Source organism: Kitasatospora sp. MBT66 (genome assembly GCF_000710405.2).
GTDB lineage: Bacteria > Actinomycetota > Actinomycetes > Streptomycetales > Streptomycetaceae > Kitasatospora > Kitasatospora purpeofusca.
In genome coordinates this window covers 574,651-600,301 of record NZ_JAIY01000004.1, presented here as the reverse complement: position 1 = coordinate 600,301, position 25,651 = coordinate 574,651, and the positions used below count along the sequence as shown (strand labels likewise).

Sequence of the window (25,651 nt, the reverse complement as noted above, 5' to 3'; positions counted from 1 at the left end):
TAGCGACTCGGAACGACGCCGCCGGGGTGCAGGGGCCGACCGGCCGGACGGCCGTGGTCAGCGGGCCGGGTCGCCGGGGAGCGGGCCGGTGCGGCGGGCCGCGCGCAGGTAGAGCACGGCCGAGGCCGCGTACACCAGGGAGACGCCGGCCACGACCGTGACCGAGCGGCCGGAGAGCGGCAGCACCAGTGCGGTGACCAGGGCGGCGGCCACGAAGGCGACGTTAAAGAGCACGTCGTAGATGGCGAAGATCCGGCCCCGGAACTCGTCCTCGACGGACTCCTGCACCACGGTGTCGGCGCAGATCTTGGTGCCCTGGGTGACCACACCGAGCAGCAGCGCCGCGATCAGGCAGGGCACCAGGTCGAAGCCGAGGCCGAGCGCGGGCACGAAGACCACCGGGGCGGCCAGGCAGAGCGTCATCCAGCCGGCCAGCCCGAGCCGGCGGCTGCACCAGGGGCTGATCACCGCCGCGATGAAGAACCCGGCGGCGGAGAGGCCGACCGCCTGTCCCAGGGTGGCCAGACCGGCGGCGCTGTCCGCCGGGTCGTTGAAGGTGTACCGGGCGAGCATCACCACGACGACGATCAGCACGCCGTAGCAGAACCGGGCGGCGGTCACGGCGGCCAGCGCGTGCGCCGCCGGGCGGCGGTCCCGCACCAGGTGGACGACGGCGGCCCGCAGCTCGCGGGCGGCCTGGGCCAGGGCCTGGCCGATCGCGGGGCGGCCGGGGTGGTTGCCCGGGCCGAGCAGGTCCTTGTCCATCCGCAGCGCGGCCAGCGCGGCGGACAGGTAGAGCAGCGCGGCCACGCTCACCAGGGCGGCGTCGGCCCGGGGGCCCGGCGGCATCACCTGGTGCAGCAGGAAGCCGAGACCGCCGCCGCAGGCCGCCGCGACGGTGCCCAGGGTGGGGGAGAGCGCGTTGGCGGTCACCAGCTGCTCGGCCCGCACCACCCGGGGCAGCGCGGCGGAGAGTCCGGCCAGGATGAACCGGTTGAGCGCGGTGACCAGCAGCGCGGAGGCGAAGAACAGCCAGGTCGGCGCCTGGACCAGCAGCAGCCCGCCGGTGAGCAGGCCGAGCCCGAAGCGGGCCAGGTTGCCCAGGTAGAGCACCTGCCGCCGGCGCCAGCGGTCCAGCAGGACGCCGGCGAAGGGGCCGATCACCGAGAACGGCAGCAGCATCACGGCCAGCACCGAGGCGATGTCGGCGGGCGAGGACTGCTTCTCGGGGGAGAAGACGACGTAGGCGGCGAGCGACACCTGGAACACGCCGTCGGAGAGCTGGGACAGCACCCGGGCGGTCAGCAGCCGGCGGAAGTCGCGGCCGCGGAGCAGGCCGAAGAGCGTGGCGCTGTGCGCGGCACGGTGGGTACTGCCGTTCTCGGTGATCGCCACCCGCTCAGGGTGCCATGGATCCGGGCGGTGTTTCACGTGAAACATTCGCCGGGAAAAGGTGAACGGGCCCGCGGTCGTGGACCGCGGACCCGTTCGGTGCTCAAGGACTCAGCACTGGGAGGGGCGAGCTCAGCGCTCGACCTCGCCCTTGATGAACTTCTCGACGTTCTCGCGGGCCTCGTCGTCGAAGTACTGGACCGGCGGGGACTTCATGAAGTACGAGGAGGCCGAGAGGATCGGGCCACCGATGCCGCGGTCGAGGGCGATCTTCGCGGCGCGCACGGCGTCGATGATGACACCGGCGGAGTTCGGGGAGTCCCAGACCTCGAGCTTGTACTCGAGGTTCAGCGGGACGTCGCCGAACGCGCGGCCCTCGAGGCGGACGTACGCCCACTTGCGGTCGTCCAGCCAGGCCACGTAGTCCGAGGGACCGATGTGGACGTTGTTGGCGCCCAGCTCGCGGTCGCGGATCTGCGAGGTGACGGCCTGGGTCTTGGAGATCTTCTTGGACTCCAGGCGCTCGCGCTCGAGCATGTTCTTGAAGTCCATGTTGCCGCCGACGTTCAGCTGCATGGTGCGCTCGAGGACGACACCGCGGTCCTCGAACAGCTTGGCCATCACGCGGTGCGTGATGGTCGCGCCGACCTGGGACTTGATGTCGTCACCGACGATCGGCACACCGGCCTCGGTGAACTTGTCCGCCCACTCCTTGGTGCCGGCGATGAACACCGGGAGGGCGTTCACGAAGGCGACCTTGGCGTCGATGGCGCACTGGGCGTAGAACTTGGCGGCGGCCTCGGAGCCCACCGGCAGGTAGCAGACCAGGACGTCGACCTGGGCGTCCTTCAGGGCCTGGACGATGTCGACCGGGGTCTCGTCCGACTCCTCGATGGTCTCCCGGTAGTACTTGCCCAGGCCGTCGAGGGTGTGGCCGCGCTGGACCGTGATGCCGGTCGGGGGCACGTCGCAGATCTTGATGGTGTTGTTCTCGGACGCCGTGATGGCGTGCGCGAGGTCCTGGCCGACCTTCTTGGCGTCGACGTCGAAGGCGGCGACGAACTGCACGTCACTGACGTGGTAGTCACCGAACTGGACGTGCATCAGCCCGGGGACCTTGCCGGCCGGGTCGGCGTCCTTGTAGTACTCGACACCCTGCACCAGCGACGTGGCGCAGTTGCCCACACCCACGATGGCTACGCGAACCGAACCCATTCCCGGTTGCTCCCTGTGATCTCATGAGCGCCGCCGAAGGTCGGCGGTACTCGTCCTGCTTATTCGATGACTGCAAACGGGCGCATGACGCGCCCACTCCTGCCGCGCGGCACAGGGCTGACGCGGTCTCAGCGCTCCTGGGCGGAACGCCCCGGGCGGTCGTGCGGTGGCCCGGGCGGGTCCACGGACCCGTCCTCCTGGCCTCGGCCGTCCGAAGTCTGGGGTACTGCGGAGCCGGTCCCGTCGGCGGGCGCCCCGGTCCGGCCGGAGCGGTTGGCCCGCTCGGTCTCGATCAGCTCGTTGAGCCAGCGGACCTCGCGCTCCACCGACTCCAGTCCGTGCCGCTGCAGTTCGACCGTGTAGTCGTCGAACCGCTCGCGGGCCCGGGCCAGCGAGTTGCGCATCCGCTCCAGGCGCTCCTCCAGCCGGCTGCGGCGGCCCTCCAGGACGCGCATCCGCACGGCCCGGTCGGTCTGACCGAAGAAGGCGAAGTGCACACCGAAGTGCTCGTCCTCCCAGGCGTCCGGACCGGCGTCGGCGAGCAGCTCCTCGAAACGCTGCTTGCCCTCGGCGGACAGCCGGTAGACGATCTTGGACCGCTTGCCGTTGAGCGCGGTGGCCGGGACGTACTCGACGTCCGGGTTGTCCTCGACCAGGAAACCCTGGGCCACCAGGCTCTTCAGACAGGGGTAGAGCGTCCCGTACGAGAAGGCGCGGAACGAGCCGAGCAGGACATTGAGCCTCTTGCGCAGCTCGTAACCGTGCATCGGGGCGTCGTGGAGCAGTCCGAGAACGGCGAACTCCAGCACTCCTGAGCGTCTGCCCACTGCCTTCGTCCTCCCCTCTCCGGTCGGTCCGCGACCCGCCTCGACCGGCGCTATGCCGTTCCGATGTATCGGCTCGATATATCGAGAACAGTAAGCCTGGGTCCGCGAACGGGCAAGGGGGACGCGCGTGAATGTGATCACAAGACGACGCGCGGGTGTGCTTGGCAACGGGCGTGTAATGATCTGTTGCCGTTTTGCGGTTATTGGCGATTGATGCCCGATTAGTTCGGATTCGGAGCTGCGTACGCTGTCGCGTGTGCACGAGGACCACCTCCGGGGTTAGGGCGGTTACGGGCATCGGACGTGGACCCTGCCTTCAGGCTCGACCGGCCTGGCGAGGAGTAGCTGGAAGATGAGCGAACGACGGCGCAGGTCGCCCGGCGGCGACGGTCGCCCGCCGGGCGGCGGCAACGGACGGTCGGAGGGAGCCGGGCGCGACGAGCTGGGCTCGGAGGGTCTGGGCCGACGGCGCCCGCCGGGCGCGCGGGACACCGCCCAGCAGCCCCGGATGACCCGAGCCGAAATGCGGAAGGCCGCCCAGAAGGGCGGCCGTCGCGGTGCCGAGACGGCGGCCGCAGGCGCGGCCGCCGGCCGGGGCGGCGCCCCCGGCAAGAAACGGTTCATCGACTACCCGCGCTTCGGCAAGCAGGGCGTCCGCCGCTGGCTGCCCTCCTGGCGGCAGTGGCTGAGCGCCGTGCTGCTCTTCGCCGCGGCCTGCGTGGGGGCGGTCTTCTTCGTCTACCAGAGCACCAAGATCCCGCCGCTGAACGCCCTGGTGAACGACCAGAACAACATCTACTACTGGGCCGACGGCACCGAGATGGTCCGCAAGGGCGAGACCAACCGGCAGATCGTCGAGCTGGCGGACATCTCGCCCAACCTCCAGAACGCGGTCATCGCGGCGGAGAACGAGACCTTCCGCACCGACAGCGGCATCGACCCCAAGGGCATGCTGCGCGCGGTGGTCAACATGGCCAAGGGCGGTCAGACCCAGGGCGCCTCGACCATCACCCAGCAGTACGTCAAGAACGCCTACCTGACCCAGGAGCAGACTCTCAGCCGCAAGGTGAAGGAGTTCTTCATCACCCTGAAGGTCAATCAGGAGTACGAGAAGCCCGACATCCTCAAGGGCTACCTCAACACCAGCTGGTTCGGCCGCGGCGCCACCGGCGCCCAGGCCGCCGCCCAGGCGTACTACGGCGTCAACGCCAAGGACCTCGACCTGTGCCAGAGCGCCATGCTGGCCGGCCTGCTCAAGGGCGCGTCGTACTACGACCCGACCATCAAGGCCAACCAGGCCCGCGCCGAGGAGCGCTGGAAGTGGATCCTCGACCGGATGGTGGAGACCAAGAACACCACCGCCGAGGAGCGGGCGAAGTGCACCGCCTTCCCCACCCCGATCAAGCAGGTCCCGTCGGCCAATATGAACGGTCAGATCAGCTACATGGTCGAGACCGCCAACAAGTACGTCATGGCCAAGGACCCGACGATCGACCAGCGGGCGATCGACAAGGGCGGCTTCAAGATCTACACGACCTTCCAGAAGGACAAGGTCGACGCCCTGAAGAAGGCCGTGGACGACGTCAAGGCGGAGACCCTCAACGTCCAGAAGCGCCCGAACAACGACAACTTCGTCCAGTTCGGCGCCTCCAGCATCGTCCCCGGTGACGGCGCGATCGTCGCCATCTACGGCGGCGAGGGCGTGGAGAACGGGAACTTCGGCAACAACGCCGACGCCCAGGGCGTCCAGGTCGGCTCGACCTTCAAGCCCTTCGTGCTGGCCGCGGCCATGCAGACCGGTGTGCAGACCGCGACCGACGACAAGGGCAAGCCCAAGCGGATCAACGCCGACAGCCGCTACCTGTCCGACGACCTCTCGGAGATCCGCAAGCCGGACGGCTCGCTGCTGCTCGGTGACGACGGCAAGCCGTACCGGCAGAAGAACGAGGAGAAGGGCAAGCGCGGTTACGTCTCGCTGCGGATGGCCATGCAGTACTCCTACAACGTGCCCTTCGTGCAGCTGAACCAGGACGTCGGCGGCCAGACCGTGATGCAGACCGCCGAGGCGCTGGGCATCCGCAAGGAGAGCATCGAGAAGGAGTCGAAGACGGCGACCTTCCCGCTCGGCGTCTCCACCGTCAGCCCGATCCGGATGGCGGACGCCTACGCGACCTTCGCCGCCAGCGGCAAGCAGGCCGAGCCCTACTCGGTCGCCAAGGTCCTGGTGGACGGCAAGGAGCGGCCCGGTTTCGGCAAGCACGAGACCAAGCAGGCGGTGGAGGCGGTGGTCGCCGACAACATCACCGACGTGCTGGTGAACGTGGCCCAGAACGGTACCGGTAAGAAGACCAACACCCTGGGCCGCCCGGTCGCCGGCAAGACCGGTACCACCGACGAGAACAAGTCGGCCTGGTGGGTCGGCTACACCCCGCAGCTGGCCACCAGCGTGGCGATGTGGCGCGAGGACCCGACCGCGCACGAGCGGCTCTCGCTGAACGGCACCGGCGGCAAGGACTCGGTGCACGGTGGTGACGTCCCCGCGGACGTCTTCACCCGGTACATGAAGGCCGCGCTGGCCAACGAGAAGAAGCTGAACTTCCCGACCCCGCAGCCGGTCGGCTCGCAGGTCGACTCCTCGGGCGCGCCGAGCACGGCGAGCGCCGTGCCGACCCCGACCACGACCGAGAGCGTGACCGCTCCCCCGGTCGACCCGAACGCCGGGCAGCCGACCCAGCCGCCGGTCACCCAGGGGCCGGCCTGCGTCCCGGGCGTCGACTGCCCGGGCACGGTGCCCACCCAGCCCGGTCCGACCAAGACCAACCCGAACCCGGGCGGCGGGACGACCGGTGGTGGCGGGACCAACGGCGGCGGTGGCGCCAACGGTGGCGGCGCCAACGGCGGCGGCACGGCCAACGGCGGTGGCGCCAACGGTGGCGGTACCAACGGCGGCGGCGCCAACGGCGGCGGTGGCACCACGCCCTCGCCGAGCTGCCTGCTCGGTCCGATCGGCTGCAGCACGCCGACCCAGCCGGCCACCCCGACCCCGGATCCGGGCGGCGGGGCCGGCGGCGCGACCGGCGGCCCGACCAGCAAGCCGCCGAAGCCGTCCACCTCGCCCTCACCGGGCGGCGGCAGCGCCATGGTGCCGTAGCAGGCGCCGGAGCGAGCGCCTCGGCAAGCGGTGACCGCGGAACGGCGGTGGGAGGCTCCCCGGAGCCCCCGCCGCCGTTTCGCCGTATTCGGAGCGATTCGTGCCGGTAGCCGGGCCCCGGGCGGCCGACCAGGGGCCGACCCGGGGCCGCCCCCGCCGCCCCGGCCCCGGGAAAAGGGGCAGGGTCCTCCTCGTACGCGCGGGCGGGGTGCGGCAGGATGTCCGCCATGACGTCCAGCACTCGTGAGGAAGAGGACCGGGCCGCGCCGGCGGCCGGTCCACAGGCCAACACCGTGGTGGTGCCGGCGGACGAGGACCCGGTCGCGGCCGCGGGCAGCGAGGTGATCGGCGGCCCGCCCGGGCGGCGCGCCCTGCTCGGCGTCTCCTGGTGGATCCCGGCCCGCTTCCTGGCGCTGGTGGTGATCGTGGTCTCGGTGCTGGGCATGGCGCAGAAGCTGCCCTGCTACAACGCCGCCTGGTTCCAGCCCGGCTCGCCGCAGTACGTGCACGCCTGCTACAGCGACATCCCGCACCTGTTCTCCGGGCGCGGCTTCGCGGCCGGGCTGCACCCCTACGTGGACCGGATCCCGGGCACCTCCGGGGATCTGCAGTTCCTGGAGTACCCGGTGCTGACCGGCCTGTTCATGCAGGTCTCGGCCTGGCTGACGCCCGGCGGCGGCGCCCTCCAGGACCAGGAGCGCTGGTTCTGGACCATCAACGCGGGCCTGCTGATGGCCTGCGCGGTGGTCGCCGTGGTCGCGCTCTCCCGCACCCACCGGCGCCGCCCCTGGGACGCGCTGATGTTCGCCCTGGCACCGGTGCTGCTGCTCAACGCCACCGTCAACTGGGACCTGCTGGCGGTCGCGCTGGCCGCCGTCGCGCTCGCCTGGTGGTCCGGTTCGCGGCCGCTCTGGGCCGGCGTGTTCATCGGGCTCGCCACCGCGGCCAAGCTCTACCCGCTGCTGCTGCTCGGCCCCCTGGTGGTGCTCTGCTGGCGGGCCGGACGCCGTCGCGACCTGCGGGCCCTGCTCGGCGGAGCGGTCGGCGCCTGGCTGCTGGTCAATCTGCCGATCATGATGGCGAACTGGCAGGGCTGGTCGACCTTCTACGTCTTCAGCAAGCACCGCACCGAGGACTACGGCTCGCTGTGGCTGATCCTGATGCAGAACCGCGGCGTCGGACTGGCGAACCTCGACACCTTCATCGCCGTCCTGATGCTGCTGAGCTGCGCGGGGATAGCGTGGCTCGGGCTCGCGGCGCCGCGCCGGCCGAGGGTGGTCCAGCTGGCCTTCCTGGTGGTGGCCGCGTTCGTGCTCCTCAACAAGGTGTACTCGCCGCAGTACGTGCTCTGGCTGCTGCCGCTGGCGGTGCTGGCCCGGCCGCGCTGGCGGGACATCCTGATCTGGCAGGCCTGCGAGGTGCTCTACACCCTGGGCATCTGGTCCCACCTGGGCTTCGTCACCGGCGCCAAGCAGCACGGGATCGGCGAGTCCTGGTACCACTTCGCGATCGTGCTGCACCTGCTCGGCACGCTCTACCTGGTGGGCCTGGTGGTCCGGGACATCCTGCTGCCGGACCGCGACCCGGTCCGCTGGGACGGCAGCGACGACCCGTCCGGCGGGGTGCTCGACGGGGCCCCGGACGTGTTCGTGCTCGGCAGCGCCCGTCGGCTGCGCGAGGAGGAGAGCTACGCCGGATACGCGCCGGCCGGCCCCGAGGCGTGGCTGGAGGAGCCGCCCGCCGCGGAACCGGCCGAGAAGGTCTGACCGACCGGACCGGCCCCCGCGGGGGCCGGTCCTGCTTCTAGCGGTCGACCTTCCAGTGGTCGACCTTCTAGCGGTCGACCACGCGGTCGAAGTGCGTGGTGGTGTGCCGGACCTGGAGGCCCAGCTCGTCGCCGATCACCGGCGGCTCGCTCTCGCCGTCCAGGAGGAGCAGCGACACCTGCATGTGCGGCGGCTCGGCGAACCAGAGCTGCTTGCCCGCCCAGTGGTACGGCGACTTGGTCTTGTTGACGGTGGCCAGGCCGGCCCGGGCGATGCCCTTGGCCCGCGAGGACATGCCCTGGACGTACTTGGGCGCCTCCAGGCCGATGCCGTGCGCGGTGCCGCCGGCGACCACCAGCAGGTGGCCGTCGGCCGGCGCCGGGTGCTGGCGGTAGCCGTAGCGGTCGCCCTTCTTGACCGGGGTCACGTCCAGCACCGTGGCCCTGACCTCCAGCGCGCCGTGGTCGCCCAGCCAGAGCCGGGTGCCGATCCGGGCCCGGAAGACGGTGCCGGGGAAGCGCTGGGTCAGCTGCTCCATGCCCGCCGCGCCGAGGTGGCTGACGAAGACGGTGTGCACCGGGAGGCCGGCGGCCCGGGCGGTCTCCACCCAGTACGCGACCTCCTCGACGGGGCTGGAGCCGTCCGGCCGGTCCATCGGCAGGTGCAGCGCCAGGCCCTCGAAGGCGACGCCGTCCAGCTCGGCGGCGACCGTCGTGAGGTCGGCCGCCGAGACGCCGTGCCGGCGCATGGTGGTCATGCACTCCAGCACCACCCGGGCGCCGTGCAGCGCCCGCAGGCCGTCCACGCTCGCCACCGTCCGGATCACCCGGGCGTGCGGCAGCGGGAGCGCCTCCTCGCCCACCCGGTAGGGGGTGAGCACCAGCAGCTCGCCGCCGTACCAGTCGGCCGCGTCGGCGGCCTCGTAGGCGGTGCCGACGGCCAGCACGCCGGTGCCGAGGAGGGTCGCCTCCTCGGCCAGGCGGTGGTTGCCCAGTCCGTAGCCGTTGCCCTTCGCCACCGGCACCAGGCCGGGGAACTCGGCCAGGACGGAACGCTGGTGGGTACGCCAGCGTTCGGTGTCGAGATAGAGCGACAGCGTCATCGGGTCATCTCCCAGGGGGTGTTGGGCACGGCGGCTCGGGGACTCGGCGGGGTGCTGCTCAGCGGCGCGACATGTAGAGGTCGAGGGCCTTGTGCAGCAGCTTGTTGAGCGGGAAGTCCCACTCGCCGAGGTACTCGGCGGCCTGGCCGCCGGTGCCGACCTTGAACTGGATCAGGCCGAACAGGTGGTCGTTCTCGTCCAGGGTGTCGGAGATCCCGCGGAGGTCGTACACGCCGCCGCCCAGCGCGTAGGAGTCGCGCATCATCCGCCACTGGATCGCGTTGGACGGCTTGACCTCGCGCTTGTGGTTGGCCGAGGCGCCGTAGGAGTACCAGACGTGCTCGCCGACGACCAGCATCGTGGTCGCCGCCAGCGGCTCGCCCTCGTGGTAGGCGATGTACAGCCGCATCCGGTTCGGGTCCTCGGCGGTGAGGGCGTTCCACATCCGCTGGAAGTACGACAGCGGGCGCGGGGTGAACTTGTCGCGCTCGGCGGTCACCAGGTAGAGCTGGTGGAAGATCGGCAGCTCGTCGTAGCCGCCCTGGACCACCTCGACGCCGCTCTTCTCGGCCTTCTTGATGTTGCGGCGCCAGAGCTGGTTGAAGCCCTTCTGGATGTCGTCCAGCGAGCGGTTGGCCAGCGGCACCTGGAAGACGTAGCGCGGCTGTACGTCGCCGAAGCCGGCGCCGCCGTCCTCGCCCTGGAGCCAGCCGGCCTTGCGCAGCCGGTCGGCGACCTCGAAGGCGCGCGGCTCGTACCAGTCGGCCTCGATGTCGCGCAGGCGCTTCGCCTCCTTGCCGGCGATGGCCTCCTTGATGGTCGGGGCGTTCCAGCGGCGGATGACCACCGGCGGGCCCATCTTCACCGAGAAGGCGCCCTGGGACTTCAGGTGGGCGAGCATCGGCTGCAGCCAGCGGTCGAGGTCCCGGTCGAACCAGTCGATCACCGGGCCCTCGGGCAGGTAGGCGAGGTAGCGCTTGACCTTGGGCAGCTGGCGGTAGAGCACCAGGCCGGCGCCGACCAGCTGGTTGTGCTGGTCGAACCAGCCGATCGACTCGGTGCGCCACTCGGCCTTCACGTCGCCCCAGGACGGCACCTGCATGTGGCTGGCCGAGGCGCGGCTCCTGATGAAGGCGAGGTGCTCCTCGCGGGTGATCGTCCTCAGGCGCAGGCTCATGCTCGGTGCTCCTCGTCGGTCGGGCTGCGGTGGGCCCCGTGTTCTCGGGCTGACCCTATCGTCCGGGGTTCTGTCGGCCGTGGGTCCCGTCCGCCGCGGGCCCCGGCCGCGGTGGGTCCCGGCTGCTGCGGGCCGTCCGCCGCGGGCACGACGGCGCCCCCGCGGCGTACCGGTCCGTCGAAGACAGATACGCCGCGGGGGCGCCGGGGGTTCCTTGCGGGGGTGCGCTAGCCCCAGAGCCCGCCGCGGGCGATACCGAGGTAGAAGCCGATCGCCGAGGCGCCGAGCGTGATCATCAGGACGAAGCGCTCGGCCGTGGTCACGGAGATGTACATCCCCAGCAGGCCGGTGATGATCCCGAACAGGCCGGTCCACGAGGTCAGCAGATGCAGGTTGTGGAAGAACGAGGTGGTGAAGGCGATCACGCCCAGTACGGCGGTGACGCCGACCAGGGTGTTCTCGCGCGGGTGCGGGTGGCCGTCGGTGTTCAGGGTGAGGGCCGGCATGCGGTGGACGGTCTGGGCCATGTGTCCCACCTCCTGGCGTGGAGACGAACGAGCAGGAAACCCGTTCCGTCCAGATTGCGGCGGTTGGGCCGGTCTCACAACCCCTATGCGTTTTGTTCGTCCGTCCGGGTGCGGGTAGGGTGGGTCGTCTGCACTGGTGTAGTTGTGCCCTCCGCTGCCCTCTTTCGGGTGAACGGGGACGGGCTGTCCGACCCGGCCGCTACGGTGGCCGAAGTCGGCACGACACCGGTGTCGACGCTGCACAACCCTCCTGCCACGGAGAGACCGTGGCCGTTGAGTCCAAAGGAGGTGGGTTACTCATGCGTCACTACGAGGTGATGGTCATCCTCGACCCCTCGGTCGAGGAGCGCGCCGTTTCCCCCCTGATCGAGAGCTTCCTGGCTGTCGTCCGCAACGCGGGCGGCAAGGTCGAGAAGGTCGACACCTGGGGTCGCCGCCGTCTGGCCTACGAGATCAACAAGCAGTCCGAGGGCATCTACTCGGTCATCGACCTCCAGGCCACGCCTGAGGTCGTCAAGGAGCTCGACCGCCAGATGGGCCTGAGCGAGTCGGTTCTGCGGACCAAGGTCCTGCGCCCGGACACCCACTGAGCCACCTCTGAGGCCTTCGGGTCTCGGGTAGCTCGCGTCCGCTGTTTCACGTGAAACAGCGGTGAACGGACATCTTCCCGAGAGGTCATCACCACATGGCAGGCGAGACCGTCATCACCCTCGTCGGCAATCTCGTCGACGACCCCGAGCTGCGCTTCACCCCGTCGGGTGCGGCGGTCGCGAAGTTCCGCATCGCGTCCACCCCCCGCACCTTCGACCGTCAGACGAACGAGTGGAAGGACGGCGAGAGCCTCTTCCTCACGTGCAACGTCTGGCGGCAGCCGGCGGAGAACGTGGCCGAGTCGCTGCAGCGCGGCATGCGCGTCATCGTGCAGGGCCGACTGCGCCAGCGGTCTTACGAGACCAAGGAAGGCGAGAAGCGGACGGTCTTCGAGGTCGAGGTCGACGAGGTCGGTCCGAGCCTGCGCTCGGCGACCGCGAAGGTCACCCGGGCCAACCGGTCCGGTGGTCCCGGCGGCGCCCCCGGTGGCGGCGGCTTCGGCGGCGGCCCTCAGGGCGGCGGCCAGGGCGGCGGCAACTGGGGCGGCGGTGGCGGCCAGCAGGGTGGCGGCTGGGGTGGAAACTCCGGTGGCCAGTCCGGCCCCTCCGACGACCCGTGGGCGTCCAGCGCTCCCTCTGGTGGAAACCAGGGTGGCGGCAGCTGGGGTGCCCCGTCCGGTGGCGGCTTCTCGGAAGAGCCCCCGTTCTAAGAGCTGACAGATTTCGTGCGGCCAGGGGCCCGGCGTCGTGAGACGCCGGCCCGGTCGTGAACCCAATGGAGCACACAATGGCGAAGCCGCCTGCTCGCAAGCCGAAGAAGAAGGTTTGCGTCTTCTGCAAGGACAAGGTCAACTACGTTGACTACAAGGACACGAACCTGCTGCGGAAGTTCATCTCCGACCGTGGCAAGATCCGTGCCCGCCGGGTCACCGGCAACTGCACCCAGCACCAGCGTGACGTCGCCACGGCCGTGAAGAACAGCCGTGAGATGGCGCTGCTGCCCTACACCAGCACCGCGCGCTAAGAGAGGGTGACCGAATAATGAAGATCATCCTCACTCACGAGGTGCCGGGTCTCGGCTCCGCCGGCGAGGTCGTCGAGGTCAAGGACGGCTACGCCCGCAACTACCTGGTCCCGCGTGGCTACGCCATCCGCTGGACCAAGGGTGGTCAGAAGGACGTCGACGCCATCCGTCGCGCCCGCAAGATCCACCAGATCCAGACCCTCGAGGCCGCCAACGAGGTCAAGGGCAAGCTCGAGGGCGTCCAGGTCAAGCTGGCCGTTCGCTCGGGCGACGCCGGCCGTCTGTTCGGCTCGGTGACCCAGGCCGACGTCGTCGAGGCCATCAAGGCCGCCGGCGGCCCGGCGGTCGACAAGCGCGCCGTCGCGATCGCCTCGCCGATCAAGACCGTGGGCACCCACAAGGTCTCGGTCAAGCTGCACTCGGACGTCCAGGCCAACCTGGACATCGCCGTCGTCGCCGCCTGATCAGCGACAACGCCGTAGCAGTGGCCGCAGGGCCGGTCTCCCCCTCGGGGGAGGCCGGCCCTCGGTCGTTCCGGGGCCCCGAACCGGTACGCCCCGCAGGGCGTCGGGGCTCAGTTCCGGACGGCGCCGGTGACCAGCCACTTGCCGCCCCGGGCCCGCGCGGCCAGGAAGCCGGCGCGGACCAGCATGAAGAGGTTCAGCGCCCACCAGAGCCCGGCCAGCCCGGTGCCGCTGGCCGGCACCGCGAGCGCTGCCGGGGCGAACACGACGAGCGTGGCGAGCATCGCCCGGGCCAGGTACGTGCCGTCCCCCGCGCCCATCAGTACGCCGTCCAGGACGTAGACCAGCCCGGAGACCGGCTGGCAGAGCGCGAGCAGCAGCAGGACGGTGTTCAGCTCCTGCTGCACCGCCGGGTCCGGGGTGAACAGCGGGACGTACAGGGGCCGGGCGACCACGATCAGCACGCCCAGCACCGCCCCGGCGCCGACGCCCCACTCGATCATCCGCCGGGTGGCCGCCCGGGTACCCGGAATGTCCGAGGCGCCCAGGTAGCGGCCGATGATCGCCTGGCCGGCGATCGCGATGGAGTCCAGCGCGAAGGCGATGAACAGCAGCACCGTCATGGCGATCTGGTGCGCGGCGATCTCCTTGTCACCGAGACCGGCGGCCACCGCGGTGGCGATCATCAGGATCGCGCGCAGGCTCAGGGTGCGGACCATCAGCGGCCCGCCGGCCCTGGCGCTCGCGCGTATCCCGGCGGCGTCCGGCCGGAGCGAGGCCCGCTCCCGGCGGGCCCCGCGCACCACCACGAACACGTAGACGGCGGCCATGCCGGTCTGGGCGATCACCGTGCCCCAGGCCGAGCCGGCCACCCCGAGCCCGGCGCCGTAGACCAGGCCGGCGTTCAGTCCGAGGTTGGCGGCGAACCCGGCGACGGCCACGTAGAGCGGGGTCCGGGTGTCCTGGAGGCCGCGCAGCACCCCGGTGGCGGCCATCACCATGAGGACGGCCGGGATGCCGAGCGCGCTGATCCGCAGATAGGTCACCGCGTACGGGGCGGCGGTCGCCGAGGCGCCGAGGACGTCGGCCACCCGGGGGGCCAGCAGCAGGGTCAGCGCGACCACGGCGGCGGAGAGCGCCAGGGCCAGCCAGATTCCGTCGATGCCCTGCTGGATCGCGGCCCGGCGGTCCCCGGCGCCGATCCGGCGGGCGACCGCGGCGGTGGTGGCGTAGGCGAGGAAGACGAACACCCCGGTCGCGGTGGTGAGGGCGGCCGAGGCGACGCCGACACCGGCCAGCTGGGCCGTGCCGAGGTGGCCCACGATGGCGGAGTCGGCCATCAGGAAGAGCGGCTCGGCGACCAGGGCGCCGAAGGCGGGGACGGCGAGGGCGAGGATCTCCCGGTCGTGGCGGCGGCGGTCGGCGGTGAGGGTCATGGGGTCCAGGCTACTCATCCACAGGTAAGCGCCGCCAGGGGGTTTTGCAGCTTACTCGTACGCCTGGGCGACTGGGCCGTCCGGGTCTGTGTCCACCGCCACCCGACTGTGTGTGAAGAATTTCTCATGCACAGGCCCTGGAGGAGGGAATCCCAGGTCAGCGAGTTGACGGTGGATCGATGGTCTGGTTATCCACAGGGCTTTCCACAGGGGCGTCCACAGGTTTGCGGTACTTCTCCACAGCCAGCGGCCGCTCGTCCACACCCCCTGTGGATAACCGCCTTGGCCGAAAGGCTCCCGGCGCCTTAGCGTGGGGCCTCCGGCCGACACTCCCACCCGCCCCGGCGTCCGATTTGTCGGTGCGGTGGCGTAGAAATGCGGTGGCGGGGAGTCGGGTTCCGCTCCCTCCCGGCCGCCACCGGCAAGGCCCGCTCCAACTCGCACCACTCGCTGATCGGGGAACACGCGTGACCGGCCCCCAGTACGACGACCACGACGCCCCGCCCCCGCCGGAGGACGACTGGCAGGGTGCCGACGACCCCTTCCCGGTCGGTGCCTTCGCCGACGCCCCCTTCCCGGACGGTCCCGGCGACCGGCTGCCGGTCTCGCGTGCCCGCGGCAACGGCCAGGGCAAGGGAGAGGGCGGCGGCTTCCAGAAGGGCGGCAAGGGCGGTTCCGGTGGCTCCGGCGGTTCGGGCGGCTTCCAGCGGGACGGCAAGCGGCGCCAGGGCGGCGAGGACGAGCGCTCCGGGGAGGGCGGCCTGGAGGGCTTCGAGCGGGTCCCCCCGCAGGACCTCGCGGCCGAGCAGTCCGTCCTCGGCGGCATGCTGCTGTCCAAGGACGCCATCGCCGACGTGGTCGAGGTGCTCAAGCCCGCCGACTACTACCGCCCCGCGCACGAGCTGGTGCACGGCGCGATCCTCGACCTGTACGCGCGTGGCGAGCCGGCCGACCCGATCACCGTCGCCGGTGAGCTGACCAAGCGCGGCGAGCTCCAGCGGGTCGGCGGCCCCGGCTACCTGCACACCCTGGTCAACTCCGTCCCGACCGCCGCCAACGCCGAGTACTACGCGCAGATCGTGCACGAGCGCGCGGTGCTGCGCCGGCTGGTCGAGGCGGGCACCCGGATCGCGGGCATGGGCTACGCCGCCGAGGGCGACGTCGACGAGATCGTCAACGCGGCCCAGGCGGAGATCTACGCCGTCACCGAGCAGCGCACCAACGAGGACTACGCCCCGCTCGCCGACATCATGGAGGGCGCCCTCGACGAGATCGAGTCGATCGGCTCCCGCAACGGCCAGATGTCCGGCGTCCCGACCGGCTTCGCCGACTTCGACGCGCTCACCAACGGGCTCCACCCCGGCCAGATGATCGTCATCGCGGCCCGTCCCGCGATGGGCAAGTCCACCCTGGCGCTGGACTTCGCCCGGGCCTGCTCGATCCACCACAAGCTGCCGAGCGTGATCTTCTCGCTCGAAATGGGCCGCAACGAGATCGCCATGCGTCTGCTCTCCGCCGAGGCGCGGGTGGCGCTGCACCACATGCGCTCCGGCTCGATGACGGATGACGACTGGACCCGGGTCGCCCGCCGGATGCCCGACGTCAGCGAGGCGCCGCTGTTCATCGACGACTCGCCGAACCTGTCGATGATGGAGATCCGCGCCAAGTGCCGCCGGCTCAAGCAGCGCAACGACATCAAACTGGTCGTCATCGACTACCTCCAGCTGATGCAGTCCGGCGGCTCCCGCCGGGCCGAGAACCGTCAGCAGGAGGTCTCCGACATGTCGCGAAACCTGAAGCTGCTGGCCAAGGAGCTGGAGGTGCCGGTGATCGCGCTGTCCCAGCTGAACCGTGGTCCCGAACAGCGCACCGACAAGCGGCCGATGGTCTCCGACCTGCGTGAGTCCGGCTCGATCGAGCAGGACGCGGACATGGTCATCCTGCTGCACCGCGAGGACGCCTACGAGAAGGAGTCCCCCCGCGCCGGCGAGGCCGACCTCATCGTGGCCAAGCACCGTAACGGCCCGACCGCCACCATCACCGTGGCCTTCCAGGGCCACTACTCGCGCTTCGTCGACATGACCCGCGACTGATCCGCGACCGTCGCCCGCCACCGGTCCGCTGGTGACCGAGAGTGACATTTAGTGACCGCAGGACCGCTCCACGAGCGGTCCTGCGGTCGGTCCGGACCGTTCTGTCCGGTACGCCCCCGCCCAGGGATCGGGACTGTCGGAAAACCGTTGCTCCGTACGCGGTCCTTCAGTAGCCTGCGCGAGCACCTGTTCGGTGCTTCGTTCGACAACACCCTTGGGGGGTACGGTGCTCAGTCACCGTCACATCATCGTCGCCGCCGCCGTGGTGACGAGCCTGGTCGTCGGTCCCGGCCTCGCAGTCGCGGCCGGAACCGGTACTGCGGGGGCCCCGGCCCACCCGGCCGCGGGCGCCGTGCCGGCCAAGCCGGCCAAGTCGCTCGGCGACATCGCCTCCTCCGCCTTCGGCACTGTCCGTAGCCCCGCCGAGGCCTCGGTGCGGCAGCAGAGCAAGGCCGCCAAGGCCCAGGGGGCCGCCGCCGCGACGGCCAACAACAGCCTGGCCGTGGGCGTCGGCGTCTACGGCACCAGCGCCCGCAGCGTCCAGGCGATCACCTGGATCAACAGCGACATCGCGCCGCTCGACCTGGTGGTCGACTGGGGTGACGGCACCTCGGACCGCATCAACGGGGTCGGCACCGGTCAGGGCATCCACGACCACGACTATGCCGCCCTCGGCCAGTACACGGTCACGGTCACGGTCTCGGACGGCAACGGCGAGACCACGACCAACAGCGTCACGGTCGCCACCGCCGGTACCAAGTTCACCCCGTACGGTCCGACCCGGCTGCTCGACACCCGCGACGGCACCGGCGCCCCGGCGGGCCGGGTGCAGCCCTGGGCCGAGACCCGGGTGAAGATCGCCGGCAACGGCGGGATCCCGGAGGGGGTGACCGCGGTGGCGCTCAACCTCACCGTCGTCGACCCGACCGGCGGCGCGGGCCACATCATCGCCTACCCCGGTGAGGAGACCCGTCCGGAGACCTCGAACGTCAACTACACCCCGGGGCAGACCGTCCCCAACCTGGCCATCGTCCCGGTCGGCGCCGACGGCTACGTCAACCTGTACAACCGGGGCGGCGCCGCCGTCGACCTGCTCGCCGACATCGCGGGCTACTTCACCAGCTCGGAGGCCGCCGGCTACACCCCGGTCGGCCCGACCCGGCTGGTGGACACCCGTGAGGGCCAGGGCAAGGTGCCCGGATGGACCTCCTTCCCGGTCCGGACGGCGGGCCAGGCGGGCATTCCGGCCGGGGTGAGCGCGGTGGCGCTCAATGTCACGGTGACCGACCCGCAGAGCGACGGCCACCTGACCGTCTACCCGGGCGACCGCCAGGCGCCGAGCGTGTCCAACCTCAACTTCCGCCGCGGGCAGACCATCGCCAACTCGGTGATCGTGCCGGTGGACGCGTCGGGCCGGATCCAGGTGCTCAACGGTGCCCAGGGCGCCTCGGACGTGATCGTGGACGTCGTCGGCTACTACGCGGCCGGCGGCAGCGCCTACGTCCCGAGCTCCCCGGTGCGCCTCGCGGACACCCGGAACGTGGAGGGCGGTTCGATCTCCAGCCAGGGCTACCTCTACATGGGTCTGGGCGTGGGCGCCCCGGAGTTCACCGGCTTCGTGCTCAACAGCACGGTGACCAACACCCAGACCGACGGTCACCTGACGGTCTTCCCGGACCCGAACAGCATCGACCGGTACCAGGACGGCACCTACGCCTGGCCCACCAAGCCGAACGCCTCCACGTTGAACTGGAAGGCCGGCGAGACCGTGCCGAACCTGGTCCAGGCGGACCCCGGCGTCAACGGGATCATCGACTTCTGGAACGCCAGCGGCGGCAACGCCGATCTGGTCGTCGACCTGTTCGGCTTCTACATGAACCGCTGATCCCCGGCGGGCGACCGCACCCCGGGAGCGGCCTCACCAGGCCGCTCCCGGGCGTTTCCCGGCGTTTCTCCCCGCCGGACCGGGCCGGGTGGGCCCAGGGGGACGGGTCCCGCCGATGGGCTACTGTCCTCGCCGTGACTCCGCTCCCGGTGTCGCCCCCCCACGCCGTAGGAATGCCCCCACATGTCCCGAATATCGAGCCTCAGATCCGCCGTGTTCGGCACCCAGCCACTGTCGGAAGCGCTGGGCCGGGAGAACGGGTTCGGTCTGCTGCGGCTCCTGCTCGCCCTCTCGGTGATCTTCGCCCACGCCATGCCGCTGGGCGTGCGCAGGGGAAGCATCGGGGCGCACTGGTCCCGCAACCAGGTGGAGCTGGGAGGTCTGGCGGTGGCCGGCTTCTTCGTGCTCTCCGGTTTCCTGATCACGGGCAGCGGCGTCCGGCTCAGCACGGCACGCTTCGTGTGGAACAGGGCCATCCGGATCCTGCCGGGCCTGTGGGTCTGCCTGATGGTCACGGCCTTCGTCGTCGCGCCGCTCGTGGCCCGTCGGGAACACCTGCTGGACGGCTTCTGGTCGCACCCCCAGGGCCCCTGGCAGTACGTCATGGCGAACTGGTCGATCGGCACCGGTCAGCCGGGGATCTCCGGGCTGCTGTCGCACAACGCCGACTCCGGATTCAACGGCTCGCTCTGGTCGCTCGCCTACGAGGTGCTCTGCTACCTGGTGGTCGCGGCCCTCGCCGCACTGACCGTGCTCCACCGGGCGCGCTGGGTCGTGCTCGCAACGGTCGTCGCCCTGTACTGCTACATGGTCTACCTCGCGATCCACGGTCCCGGTCTGCGGTCGCCCATCTACATCCCGACGGCACTGCCGGACTGGCGACTCCCCTTCCTCGGCACGATCGGCATGGACAAGCTCGTGCCGCTGGGGCTGCTGTTCGGTCTCGGAGCGGTCGCCGAGCTCTACAAGAAGCAGCTGCGGATGAACGGGATCGCGGCCCTGCTGTCCTTCGCCCTCCTGGTGGGGAGCGCCCGGTACGGCGGCTTCTACCTGATCGGACTGCCGGCCCTCGCCTACCTGCTGATCTGGCTCGCCTGCCGGATGCCCCGCCCGCTGACGAAGGTCGGCGCCAAGGCCGATTTCTCCTACGGCGTCTACATCTACGCGTTCCCGATCCAGCAGGGCCTGGCCCTCTGGCACGTGCAGAGGCACGGGTACGCCGTCTACACCGGCGCCTCCGTCGTGCTGGCCCTCGTCGCCGCGGTGCTCTCCTGGTACCTGGTGGAGAAGCCCGCGCTGAAGCTCAAGAACCTCGGGCTGCCCCGGAAGGACACCGGTGGAGCGGCCGGGCCGCCGCGGCCCGCCCGGGAGCCCGCCACCGCCCTGTCGGCCCGACCCGCCGGCTGACCCGTCGGCGTCGCTCCGTCCGGGGTCCGGAGGGGCGTGCCGCCGCCCGGGCTCCCGGGCGCGGAACGGGGTGCTCCGGGGACGATGAGTTCCGAACGGATGGGCTACTGTCCATGCCGTGAATCTCATACGACTGCAGCTCCCCGGCCGATTCCGGAGAGCCGACCGCGGTGCGGCGGCCTCCGCCGGTGCCCGCCTCGGTTGGCTGGACGCCCTGCGCGGCATCGCGGCCCTGGTCGTGGCCCTGCACCACTTCGGCATCCTGGAGCTGCTGCCGTTCGGTGGGGCGGTCTGGGACCACTTCGACCTGGGACTGTACGGCGTGATGCTGTTCTTCCTGGTCAGCGGTTACATCATCCCCGCCTCGCTGGAACGCCGGGGCGACGTCCGGGCGTTCTGGGTGGGCCGGCTGTTCCGGATCTACCCGGCGCTGATCGCCGCCTTCGCGGTGTCGCTCCTGATGCTGCCCGAGGGCGACGGATCGGTGGCGCTCTTCCGTACCGGCCACAACCTCATCTCGCTGGCCGCGAACGCGACCATGCTCCAGGACATGCTGAACGTCATCAACGGCATGGGCGTGACCTGGACCCTCACCTACGAGATGGTCTTCTACTTCCTGGTCACCGGCCTGTTCACGCTCGGCTGGCACCGGCGCAGCGGCACCATCGCGGTGACCTTCGCCGCGATCGCCCTGGTGTTCGGCGGATCGCTCGCCAGCTCCACGCTCGCCCAGTCCGTGGACGCGACCCGGCACCTGGTGCTGGCGGCCGTGCTGATCGTGGTGATGGGCTTCCTGTGCATGCTCAGCGGCAACCCGGCGCTGGCCCGGATCGGCGCCCTGCTGGTGGCCGGCCTGGCGCTGGTGCTGCTGTTCCTCAACAGCCGCGCCCCCGTCTTCGAGACCCTGCTGATCTTCGCCACGATGTTCGCCGGCACCGTGCTGTACCGAGCCGAGCACGGCCAGATCGACCGGGCCCAGGCCTGGCTGTGCTGCGGGTTCGTGGTGGTCTCCGGAGTCGCGATCGGCTGGATGTACAACCGCAACGGTGTCGAGCTGAACACCTGGAACTCGGGCTGGGTCGCCTGGTCGCTGTCGTTCACGGGCGCCTGGGCCACCTTCCTGGCGGCGATGCTGCTGCGCAAGAAGCGCTTCCCGAAGCCGCTGACCTGGCTCGGCTCGGTCAGCTTCTCGCTGTACCTGCTGCACGTGCCGCTGCTGCACACCATCCGCCCGCACCTGGCGAACCCGATGCCGGAGACCGCCGGCGCCAAGACGCTCTGGACGGTCGAGTACCTGGCGATCTCGCTGGTCGCCGCCTACCTGCTGTACCGGCTGGTGGAGCTGCCGTTCCAGAAGCTGGGGCGCAAGGCGCTGAAGGCGCTGGAGCGGAAGTTCCCCGCGGGACCTGCGGACGGACCCGGGGACGGCCCGACGGACGGAGCGGCCCGCCCGGCCGCCGTTCCGGCACCGGCCGAGCCGGCGGGCGCCCGGGTGCCCGTGGAGGCGGGAGCCTCGACGGGCTGAGGCCCGTTCGGGCACACCTGCTCCGTTTCCCGTCCCCGTTCCCCGGTACTTTCGCCGGGGGCGGGGACGGACGGCTCAGAGCGTGACGGTGGCCCGGAAGACGGTGGCGCCGGTACCGGTCAGCCGGATCGCGGCGCCGGTGGCCGGGAGGAAGGCGGACTCGCCGCGGGCCAGCTCCAGGCTGTCGCCGTCGGCCGAGGCCAGCCGGGCCGTGCCCGCCGTGCAGAGCAGGATCTGCGGCGCGTCGCCGGGCAGCGTCCGCTCCCGGCCGTCGAGGACGAACCGGGAGAGCCGGAACTCGTCGATCGGCACGGGGTAGAGCTCCTCGCCCGGCGTCGTGTCCACCGTGACCGGCAGCAGCGGCTCGGGCGCGGTGGCGGCGAACACGACCACCTCGAGCAGCTCGGGCACGTCGATGTGCTTGGGGGTGAGGCCGGCCCGCAGCACGTTGTCCGAGTTGGCCTGGAGCTCGACGCAGACGCCGTGCAGATACGCGTGCGGGACGCCGGCGCCCAGGTAGAGCGCCTCGCCGGCGCGCAGCAGGACGTGGTTGAGCAGCAGTCCGGCGATCAGCCCCCGGTCGCCGGGGAAGTCCCGGGCGATCCGGACGTACGGCGCGTACGGCCCGTCCGGGTCCTCGGCGGCCGCCTTGCCGACCGCCTCGGCGGTGTCCCGGACCACGGCCTCGGCGGCCGGGCCCTCCAGGCCCAGTGCGGCGGCGAGGGCGCCGCTGAGCGCCTCGGACTCGTCGTCGGCCCGGAGCGGGGCGATCACCGGCTCCAGTGCGGGGACGCCGAGACCGGCCAGCAGCGCGGCCGCGTCGGCGGGCCGGCGGAAGCCGCACAGTCCGTCGAAGTCGCCGAGGGCGCAGATGAGTTCGGGCTTGTGGTTGGCGTCCCGGTAGTTGCGGTGCGGGGCGTCCAGCGGGATCCCCAGGGCGTTCTCGGCCGCGAACCCGGCCCGGGCCTGGTCGAGCGAGGGGTGGGCCTGGATGGAGATCGGGATGCCCGGGGTGAGGACCTTGAGCAGGAACGGCAGGGTGGGCCCGAACCGGGCCACCGAGGCGGCCCCCAACTCGCCCTCGGGATCCGCCGCGATCAGCTCGTCCAGCCGCCGCGGCCCCTCGCCCCGGTCGGCCCGGGAGGGGTCGCCGGGGTGCGCGCCCATCCAGAGCTCGGCCTGCGGTTCGCCGGTCGGCTCCTGCCCGAGCAGCTCGGGGAGCGCGGTGACGGATCCCCAGGCGTACGGGCGGACGGTGTTGACGAGCTTGTCCATGGGCGCGGTCCTGCTCCTTTGCTGCGGTGGGCTGGCGGGCCTCGCCGCCGGGCGGCGCCCCGCGGGCGGTGCTGACGGTGGGCATCCGGGCAAAGGCCGGGCATCGACCCTAGCCGACCGGTGCCTCCGCAGGGGAAACGCCGGAGGCCGGTGGGGAGTGCCTCGGGCGGCGGGTCGGTTCGAGAACGCGGTAGTAGGATGCCAGGACCCAGTGTTTTCCACAGTGTCCCCCAGTCGGCGGGTGCCGGCCGGGGCTGTGAGTCCTGATGAGTGCGGGCAACGGTGACTGGCACTTCCCGCCACCGGCCGAGAGGTTAGTACGTGACCGTCAACCAGCAGAGTTTTGCTGATCTCGGCCGGGTGCTGGTGATCATCCCCACCTACAACGAGGTGGAGAACGTCGAGCGCATCGTCGGCCGGGTCCGCGCCGCCGTCCCCGAGGTGCACATCCTCGTCGCCGACGACAACAGCCCGGACGGCACCGGTGAGCTCGCCGACAAGCTGGCGGCCGAGGACTCCCACGTGCGCGTCCTGCACCGCAAGGGCAAGGAGGGTCTGGGCGCGGCCTACCTGGCCGGCTTCCGCTGGGGCATCGACGAGGGCTACGACGTGCTCGTCGAGATGGACGCCGACGGGTCGCACCGGCCCGAGGAGCTGGAGCGGCTGCTGACCGCGCTGCGCGGCGCCGACCTGGTGCTCGGCTCGCGCTGGGTGCCCGGCGGCCGGGTGGTGAACTGGCCGAAGTCCCGGCTGCTGCTCTCGCGGGCCGGCTCGACCTACTCGCGGCTGATGCTCGGCGTGCCGATCCGGGACGTCACCGGCGGCTACCGGGCGTTCCGCAAGGAGACCCTGCTGGGCCTGGGCATGGACGAGGTCGCCTCGGCCGGCTACTGCTTCCAGGTCGACCTGGCCTGGCGCACCGTGAAGGCCGGTTTCAAGGTGGCCGAGGTGCCGATCACCTTCGTCGAGCGGGAGCTCGGCGCGTCCAAGATGAGCCGGAACATCGTGGTCGAGGCGCTCTGGCGGGTGACCTCCTGGGGCGTCGCCGACCGCTTCGCCCGGCTGACCGGCGGGAAGCGCTGACGCCGCCGGGCCACCCGGACACGTGAGCGGGAAGGCGTGCCCCTTCGGGCGCGCCTTCCGCGTTTTCGGCGTGCGCTGCTCCCATGCTGTAGGGCGCGAGGCCCGGCCGTGCCGGGGGCCGCCGTACCCGCCACCACCGCATACCACCACGCACCGCACACCAGCACGCACCGCACACCACCACCGCCGAGCCGGACCGAGACCGGGGCAGCCGAACCAGAGGGAGCAACCAGTGACGCCGTCCCCGTCCGACCAGAACACCGCCGGGGCGCCGGTCCGGCCGCTGGAGGTGGCCGTCTTCACCGGCCCCGAGTCGGCCTTCTTCGCCACCTCCACGCTGATCCTCGGCGAGCACACGGCGATCCTGGTCGACGCCCAGCTCACCCGCAGTGCCGGCCGCGAGCTGGCCGAATGGGTCGCGGGCAAGGGCCGCCGGCTGCTCGCCATCGTGGTCACCCACCACCACCCCGACCACTACTTCGGCGCCGAGGAGGTGCTGCGGCTCTTCCCGGACGCCCGGCTGCTGGCCGCGCCGCCGGTCGTGGACGGCATCCTGCGCACCGCCGCCGCGAAGGTCGCCCAGTGGAAGCCGGTGTTCGGGGACGACATCCCGGACCATCCGCTGGTCCCGGCCCCGCTGCTCCCCCAGCCGCTGATGATCGACCGGCAGGCGATCCCGGTGCTGCTGCTCGGACAGGGCGACTGCGACGGTTCCACCGTGGTGCACGTGCCCAGCATCCGCACCGTGATCGCCGGCGACTTCGTCTACAACGGCACCCACGTCTGGACCGCCGACACCACGCCGGAACGCCGCACCGAGTGGGTCCGCAACCTCGGCCGGATCGCCGAACTCGGCGTGGAGCGGGTGATCGCCGGACACCGCGCGCCTGACCAGGGCGACGACGCGGCCCGGGTGCTCGCCTTCACCGGGGAGTACCTGCAGGACTTCGACCGGCTGCTGGCCGAGCACCCGGACGACACGGAGGCGCTGGTCGCGGCCGTGAACGAGCGGTACGGGGAGCTCACCCTGCCGGCCGTGCTGGAGCTGAGCGCGGCCGCCAACACCGCCGCCCGCGCCGCTGCCGACACTGCCACCGACACTGCCACCGACACCTCGGCCGCGGCTCCGGCCGTCGACCTGGACGACGCCGCCGTGGACGACGCGGAGGACGCGGACGACGCGGACGCGGAGGACCCGGGCGATGCGGACGGCCCGGCCGACCGGGAAGCGCCCGGCCCGACCGCCGACTGAGCCGGCGGCGGATACTGGCGGCATGACGCCGTACGACGTGATCGTCCCGGCCGGGGGAGCCGCCCGCCGGCTCGGCGGCGCGGACAAGCCGGCCCTGACCGTCGGCGAGACCACCCTGCTGGACCGGGTGCTCGCCGCCTGCGCGGGCGCCGGGACCACCGTGGTGGTCGGCCCGGCCCGCCCCACCACCCGCCCCGGGGTCCGCCGTACCCGCGAGCACCCGCCCGGCGGCGGACCGGTGGCGGCCGTCGCGGCCGGCCTCGCCGAGGTCACCGCCGAACTGGTGCTGCTGCTCGCCGCCGACCTGCCCTTCCTCGACGAGCGCACCGTCCACCGGCTGGTCACCGCCCTCGACGAGGCCGGGCCGGACACCGAGGCGGTCGTCCTGGTCGACGCCGCCGGCCGCGACCAGCCGCTCGCCGCCGCCTACCGCACCGCCGCCCTGCGCACCGCGCTGGCC

At 71.4% G+C, this 25,651-nt stretch carries 21 protein-coding genes; 13 read left to right on the top strand and 8 right to left on the bottom strand.

Annotated features, from left to right (window positions below; all coding sequences use genetic code 11):
• Window positions 1–57 precede the first annotated feature (57 nt).
• From BI06_RS09340 to BI06_RS09330, 3 genes are all read right to left on the bottom strand, one after another.
• Window positions 58–1,395 carry an MFS transporter gene (locus BI06_RS09340; RefSeq protein ID WP_233290081.1) on the bottom strand — a complete coding sequence of 446 codons (1,338 nt, stop codon included), beginning with the start codon at window positions 1,393–1,395 and terminating at the stop codon, window positions 58–60.
• A 129-nt stretch (window positions 1,396–1,524) separates the two neighbouring features.
• Window positions 1,525–2,607, bottom strand: a complete 1,083-nt coding sequence (locus BI06_RS09335) for an inositol-3-phosphate synthase (RefSeq protein WP_043466939.1) — start codon at window positions 2,605–2,607, stop codon at window positions 1,525–1,527.
• Between the two features lie 128 nt (window positions 2,608–2,735).
• On the bottom strand, window positions 2,736–3,434 hold the full coding sequence (locus BI06_RS09330; RefSeq protein ID WP_030392441.1) for a PadR family transcriptional regulator: 699 nt from the start codon (window positions 3,432–3,434) through the stop codon (window positions 2,736–2,738).
• Window positions 3,435–3,942: 508 nt separating this feature from the next.
• Here BI06_RS09330 and BI06_RS54665 point away from each other — a divergent pair.
• Together BI06_RS54665 and BI06_RS09320 are read left to right on the top strand one after the other, a co-directional pair.
• Window positions 3,943–6,585, top strand: coding sequence for a transglycosylase domain-containing protein (locus tag BI06_RS54665; protein WP_158516405.1), 2,643 nt, complete (start codon window positions 3,943–3,945; stop codon window positions 6,583–6,585).
• A 227-nt stretch (window positions 6,586–6,812) separates the two neighbouring features.
• Window positions 6,813–8,351, top strand: a complete 1,539-nt coding sequence (locus BI06_RS09320) for a glycosyltransferase family 87 protein (protein ID WP_051740562.1) — start codon at window positions 6,813–6,815, stop codon at window positions 8,349–8,351.
• A gap of 67 nt (window positions 8,352–8,418) precedes the next feature.
• Here BI06_RS09320 and BI06_RS09315 read toward each other — a convergent pair whose 3' ends face one another.
• The 3 genes from BI06_RS09315 to BI06_RS09305 all read right to left on the bottom strand — a co-directional run bounded on the left by BI06_RS09315 (window position 8,419) and on the right by BI06_RS09305 (window position 11,157).
• A complete protein-coding gene (locus BI06_RS09315; RefSeq protein WP_030392444.1) occupies window positions 8,419–9,453 on the bottom strand; it encodes an alanine racemase in 1,035 nt (344 codons plus the stop codon).
• Window positions 9,454–9,511: 58 nt separating this feature from the next.
• Window positions 9,512–10,630 carry a peptidoglycan bridge formation glycyltransferase FemA/FemB family protein gene (locus tag BI06_RS09310; protein WP_030392445.1) on the bottom strand — a complete coding sequence of 373 codons (1,119 nt, stop codon included), beginning with the start codon at window positions 10,628–10,630 and terminating at the stop codon, window positions 9,512–9,514.
• A gap of 227 nt (window positions 10,631–10,857) precedes the next feature.
• Complete coding sequence (locus BI06_RS09305; protein ID WP_030392446.1) at window positions 10,858–11,157, bottom strand: hypothetical protein; 300 nt, start codon at window positions 11,155–11,157, stop codon at window positions 10,858–10,860.
• A gap of 299 nt (window positions 11,158–11,456) precedes the next feature.
• On the opposite strand from BI06_RS09305, the gene rpsF reads away from it, so the two are divergent.
• From rpsF to rplI, 4 genes are all read left to right on the top strand, one after another.
• On the top strand, window positions 11,457–11,747 hold the full coding sequence (rpsF, locus tag BI06_RS09300; protein ID WP_030304539.1) for a 30S ribosomal protein S6: 291 nt from the start codon (window positions 11,457–11,459) through the stop codon (window positions 11,745–11,747).
• A 95-nt stretch (window positions 11,748–11,842) separates the two neighbouring features.
• Complete coding sequence (locus BI06_RS09295) at window positions 11,843–12,457, top strand: single-stranded DNA-binding protein (protein WP_030392447.1); 615 nt, start codon at window positions 11,843–11,845, stop codon at window positions 12,455–12,457.
• Between the two features lie 77 nt (window positions 12,458–12,534).
• Window positions 12,535–12,771, top strand: coding sequence for a 30S ribosomal protein S18 (gene rpsR, locus BI06_RS09290; RefSeq protein ID WP_030304537.1), 237 nt, complete (start codon window positions 12,535–12,537; stop codon window positions 12,769–12,771).
• A gap of 17 nt (window positions 12,772–12,788) precedes the next feature.
• Window positions 12,789–13,235: a 50S ribosomal protein L9 gene (gene rplI, locus BI06_RS09285; protein ID WP_030392448.1), complete on the top strand. Its 447-nt coding sequence runs from the start codon at window positions 12,789–12,791 to the stop codon at window positions 13,233–13,235.
• A 110-nt stretch (window positions 13,236–13,345) separates the two neighbouring features.
• On the opposite strand, the gene BI06_RS09280 is transcribed toward rplI, so the two are convergent.
• On the bottom strand, window positions 13,346–14,671 hold the full coding sequence (locus BI06_RS09280) for an MATE family efflux transporter (RefSeq protein ID WP_030392449.1): 1,326 nt from the start codon (window positions 14,669–14,671) through the stop codon (window positions 13,346–13,348).
• 596 nt (window positions 14,672–15,267) lie between these two features.
• Here BI06_RS09280 and dnaB point away from each other — a divergent pair.
• From dnaB to BI06_RS09260, 4 genes are all read left to right on the top strand, one after another.
• Entirely contained in the window at window positions 15,268–16,764 is a 1,497-nt protein-coding gene (dnaB, locus tag BI06_RS09275; RefSeq protein WP_051740702.1) for a replicative DNA helicase, read from the top strand.
• Window positions 16,765–16,990: 226 nt separating this feature from the next.
• Window positions 16,991–18,649, top strand: a complete 1,659-nt coding sequence (locus BI06_RS09270) for a PKD domain-containing protein (protein ID WP_051740558.1) — start codon at window positions 16,991–16,993, stop codon at window positions 18,647–18,649.
• Between the two features lie 183 nt (window positions 18,650–18,832).
• A complete protein-coding gene (locus BI06_RS09265; RefSeq protein WP_063794942.1) occupies window positions 18,833–20,056 on the top strand; it encodes an acyltransferase in 1,224 nt (407 codons plus the stop codon).
• Window positions 20,057–20,174: 118 nt separating this feature from the next.
• Window positions 20,175–21,581, top strand: a complete 1,407-nt coding sequence (locus BI06_RS09260; RefSeq protein WP_051740556.1) for an acyltransferase — start codon at window positions 20,175–20,177, stop codon at window positions 21,579–21,581.
• 75 nt (window positions 21,582–21,656) lie between these two features.
• Here the strand turns inward: BI06_RS09260 and manA are convergent, their stop codons facing one another.
• Window positions 21,657–22,856: a mannose-6-phosphate isomerase, class I gene (gene manA, locus BI06_RS09255; RefSeq protein ID WP_043466935.1), complete on the bottom strand. Its 1,200-nt coding sequence runs from the start codon at window positions 22,854–22,856 to the stop codon at window positions 21,657–21,659.
• Between the two features lie 321 nt (window positions 22,857–23,177).
• Between manA and BI06_RS09250 the strand changes: the two genes are divergently transcribed.
• From BI06_RS09250 to BI06_RS09240, 3 genes are all read left to right on the top strand, one after another.
• Window positions 23,178–23,939, top strand: a complete 762-nt coding sequence (locus BI06_RS09250) for a polyprenol monophosphomannose synthase (protein WP_030392455.1) — start codon at window positions 23,178–23,180, stop codon at window positions 23,937–23,939.
• A 232-nt stretch (window positions 23,940–24,171) separates the two neighbouring features.
• Window positions 24,172–25,191, top strand: coding sequence for an MBL fold metallo-hydrolase (locus BI06_RS09245; RefSeq protein WP_051740554.1), 1,020 nt, complete (start codon window positions 24,172–24,174; stop codon window positions 25,189–25,191).
• 22 nt (window positions 25,192–25,213) lie between these two features.
• Window positions 25,214–25,651: molybdenum cofactor guanylyltransferase (locus BI06_RS09240; RefSeq protein ID WP_149030337.1), on the top strand; the 438-nt coding region annotated here is incomplete at its 3' end.

Bases quoted from the DNA above. Each gene is read 5' to 3' on its own strand.
- BI06_RS09335 (WP_043466939.1), bottom strand. From the start codon at position 2,607: ATGGGTTCGGTTCGCGTAGCCATCGTGGGTGTGGGCAACTGCGCCACG.
- BI06_RS54665 (WP_158516405.1), top strand. From the start codon at position 3,943: ATGACCCGAGCCGAAATGCGGAAGGCCGCCCAGAAGGGCGGCCGTCGC.
- BI06_RS09320 (WP_051740562.1), top strand. From the start codon at position 6,813: ATGACGTCCAGCACTCGTGAGGAAGAGGACCGGGCCGCGCCGGCGGCC.
- BI06_RS09315 (WP_030392444.1), bottom strand. From the start codon at position 9,453: ATGACGCTGTCGCTCTATCTCGACACCGAACGCTGGCGTACCCACCAG.
- BI06_RS09310 (WP_030392445.1), bottom strand. From the start codon at position 10,630: ATGAGCCTGCGCCTGAGGACGATCACCCGCGAGGAGCACCTCGCCTTC.
- BI06_RS09305 (WP_030392446.1), bottom strand. From the start codon at position 11,157: ATGGCCCAGACCGTCCACCGCATGCCGGCCCTCACCCTGAACACCGAC.
- rpsF (WP_030304539.1), top strand. From the start codon at position 11,457: ATGCGTCACTACGAGGTGATGGTCATCCTCGACCCCTCGGTCGAGGAG.
- BI06_RS09295 (WP_030392447.1), top strand. From the start codon at position 11,843: ATGGCAGGCGAGACCGTCATCACCCTCGTCGGCAATCTCGTCGACGAC.
- rpsR (WP_030304537.1), top strand. From the start codon at position 12,535: ATGGCGAAGCCGCCTGCTCGCAAGCCGAAGAAGAAGGTTTGCGTCTTC.
- rplI (WP_030392448.1), top strand. From the start codon at position 12,789: ATGAAGATCATCCTCACTCACGAGGTGCCGGGTCTCGGCTCCGCCGGC.
- BI06_RS09280 (WP_030392449.1), bottom strand. From the start codon at position 14,671: ATGACCCTCACCGCCGACCGCCGCCGCCACGACCGGGAGATCCTCGCC.
- BI06_RS09265 (WP_063794942.1), top strand. From the start codon at position 18,833: ATGTCCCGAATATCGAGCCTCAGATCCGCCGTGTTCGGCACCCAGCCA.
- manA (WP_043466935.1), bottom strand. From the start codon at position 22,856: ATGGACAAGCTCGTCAACACCGTCCGCCCGTACGCCTGGGGATCCGTC.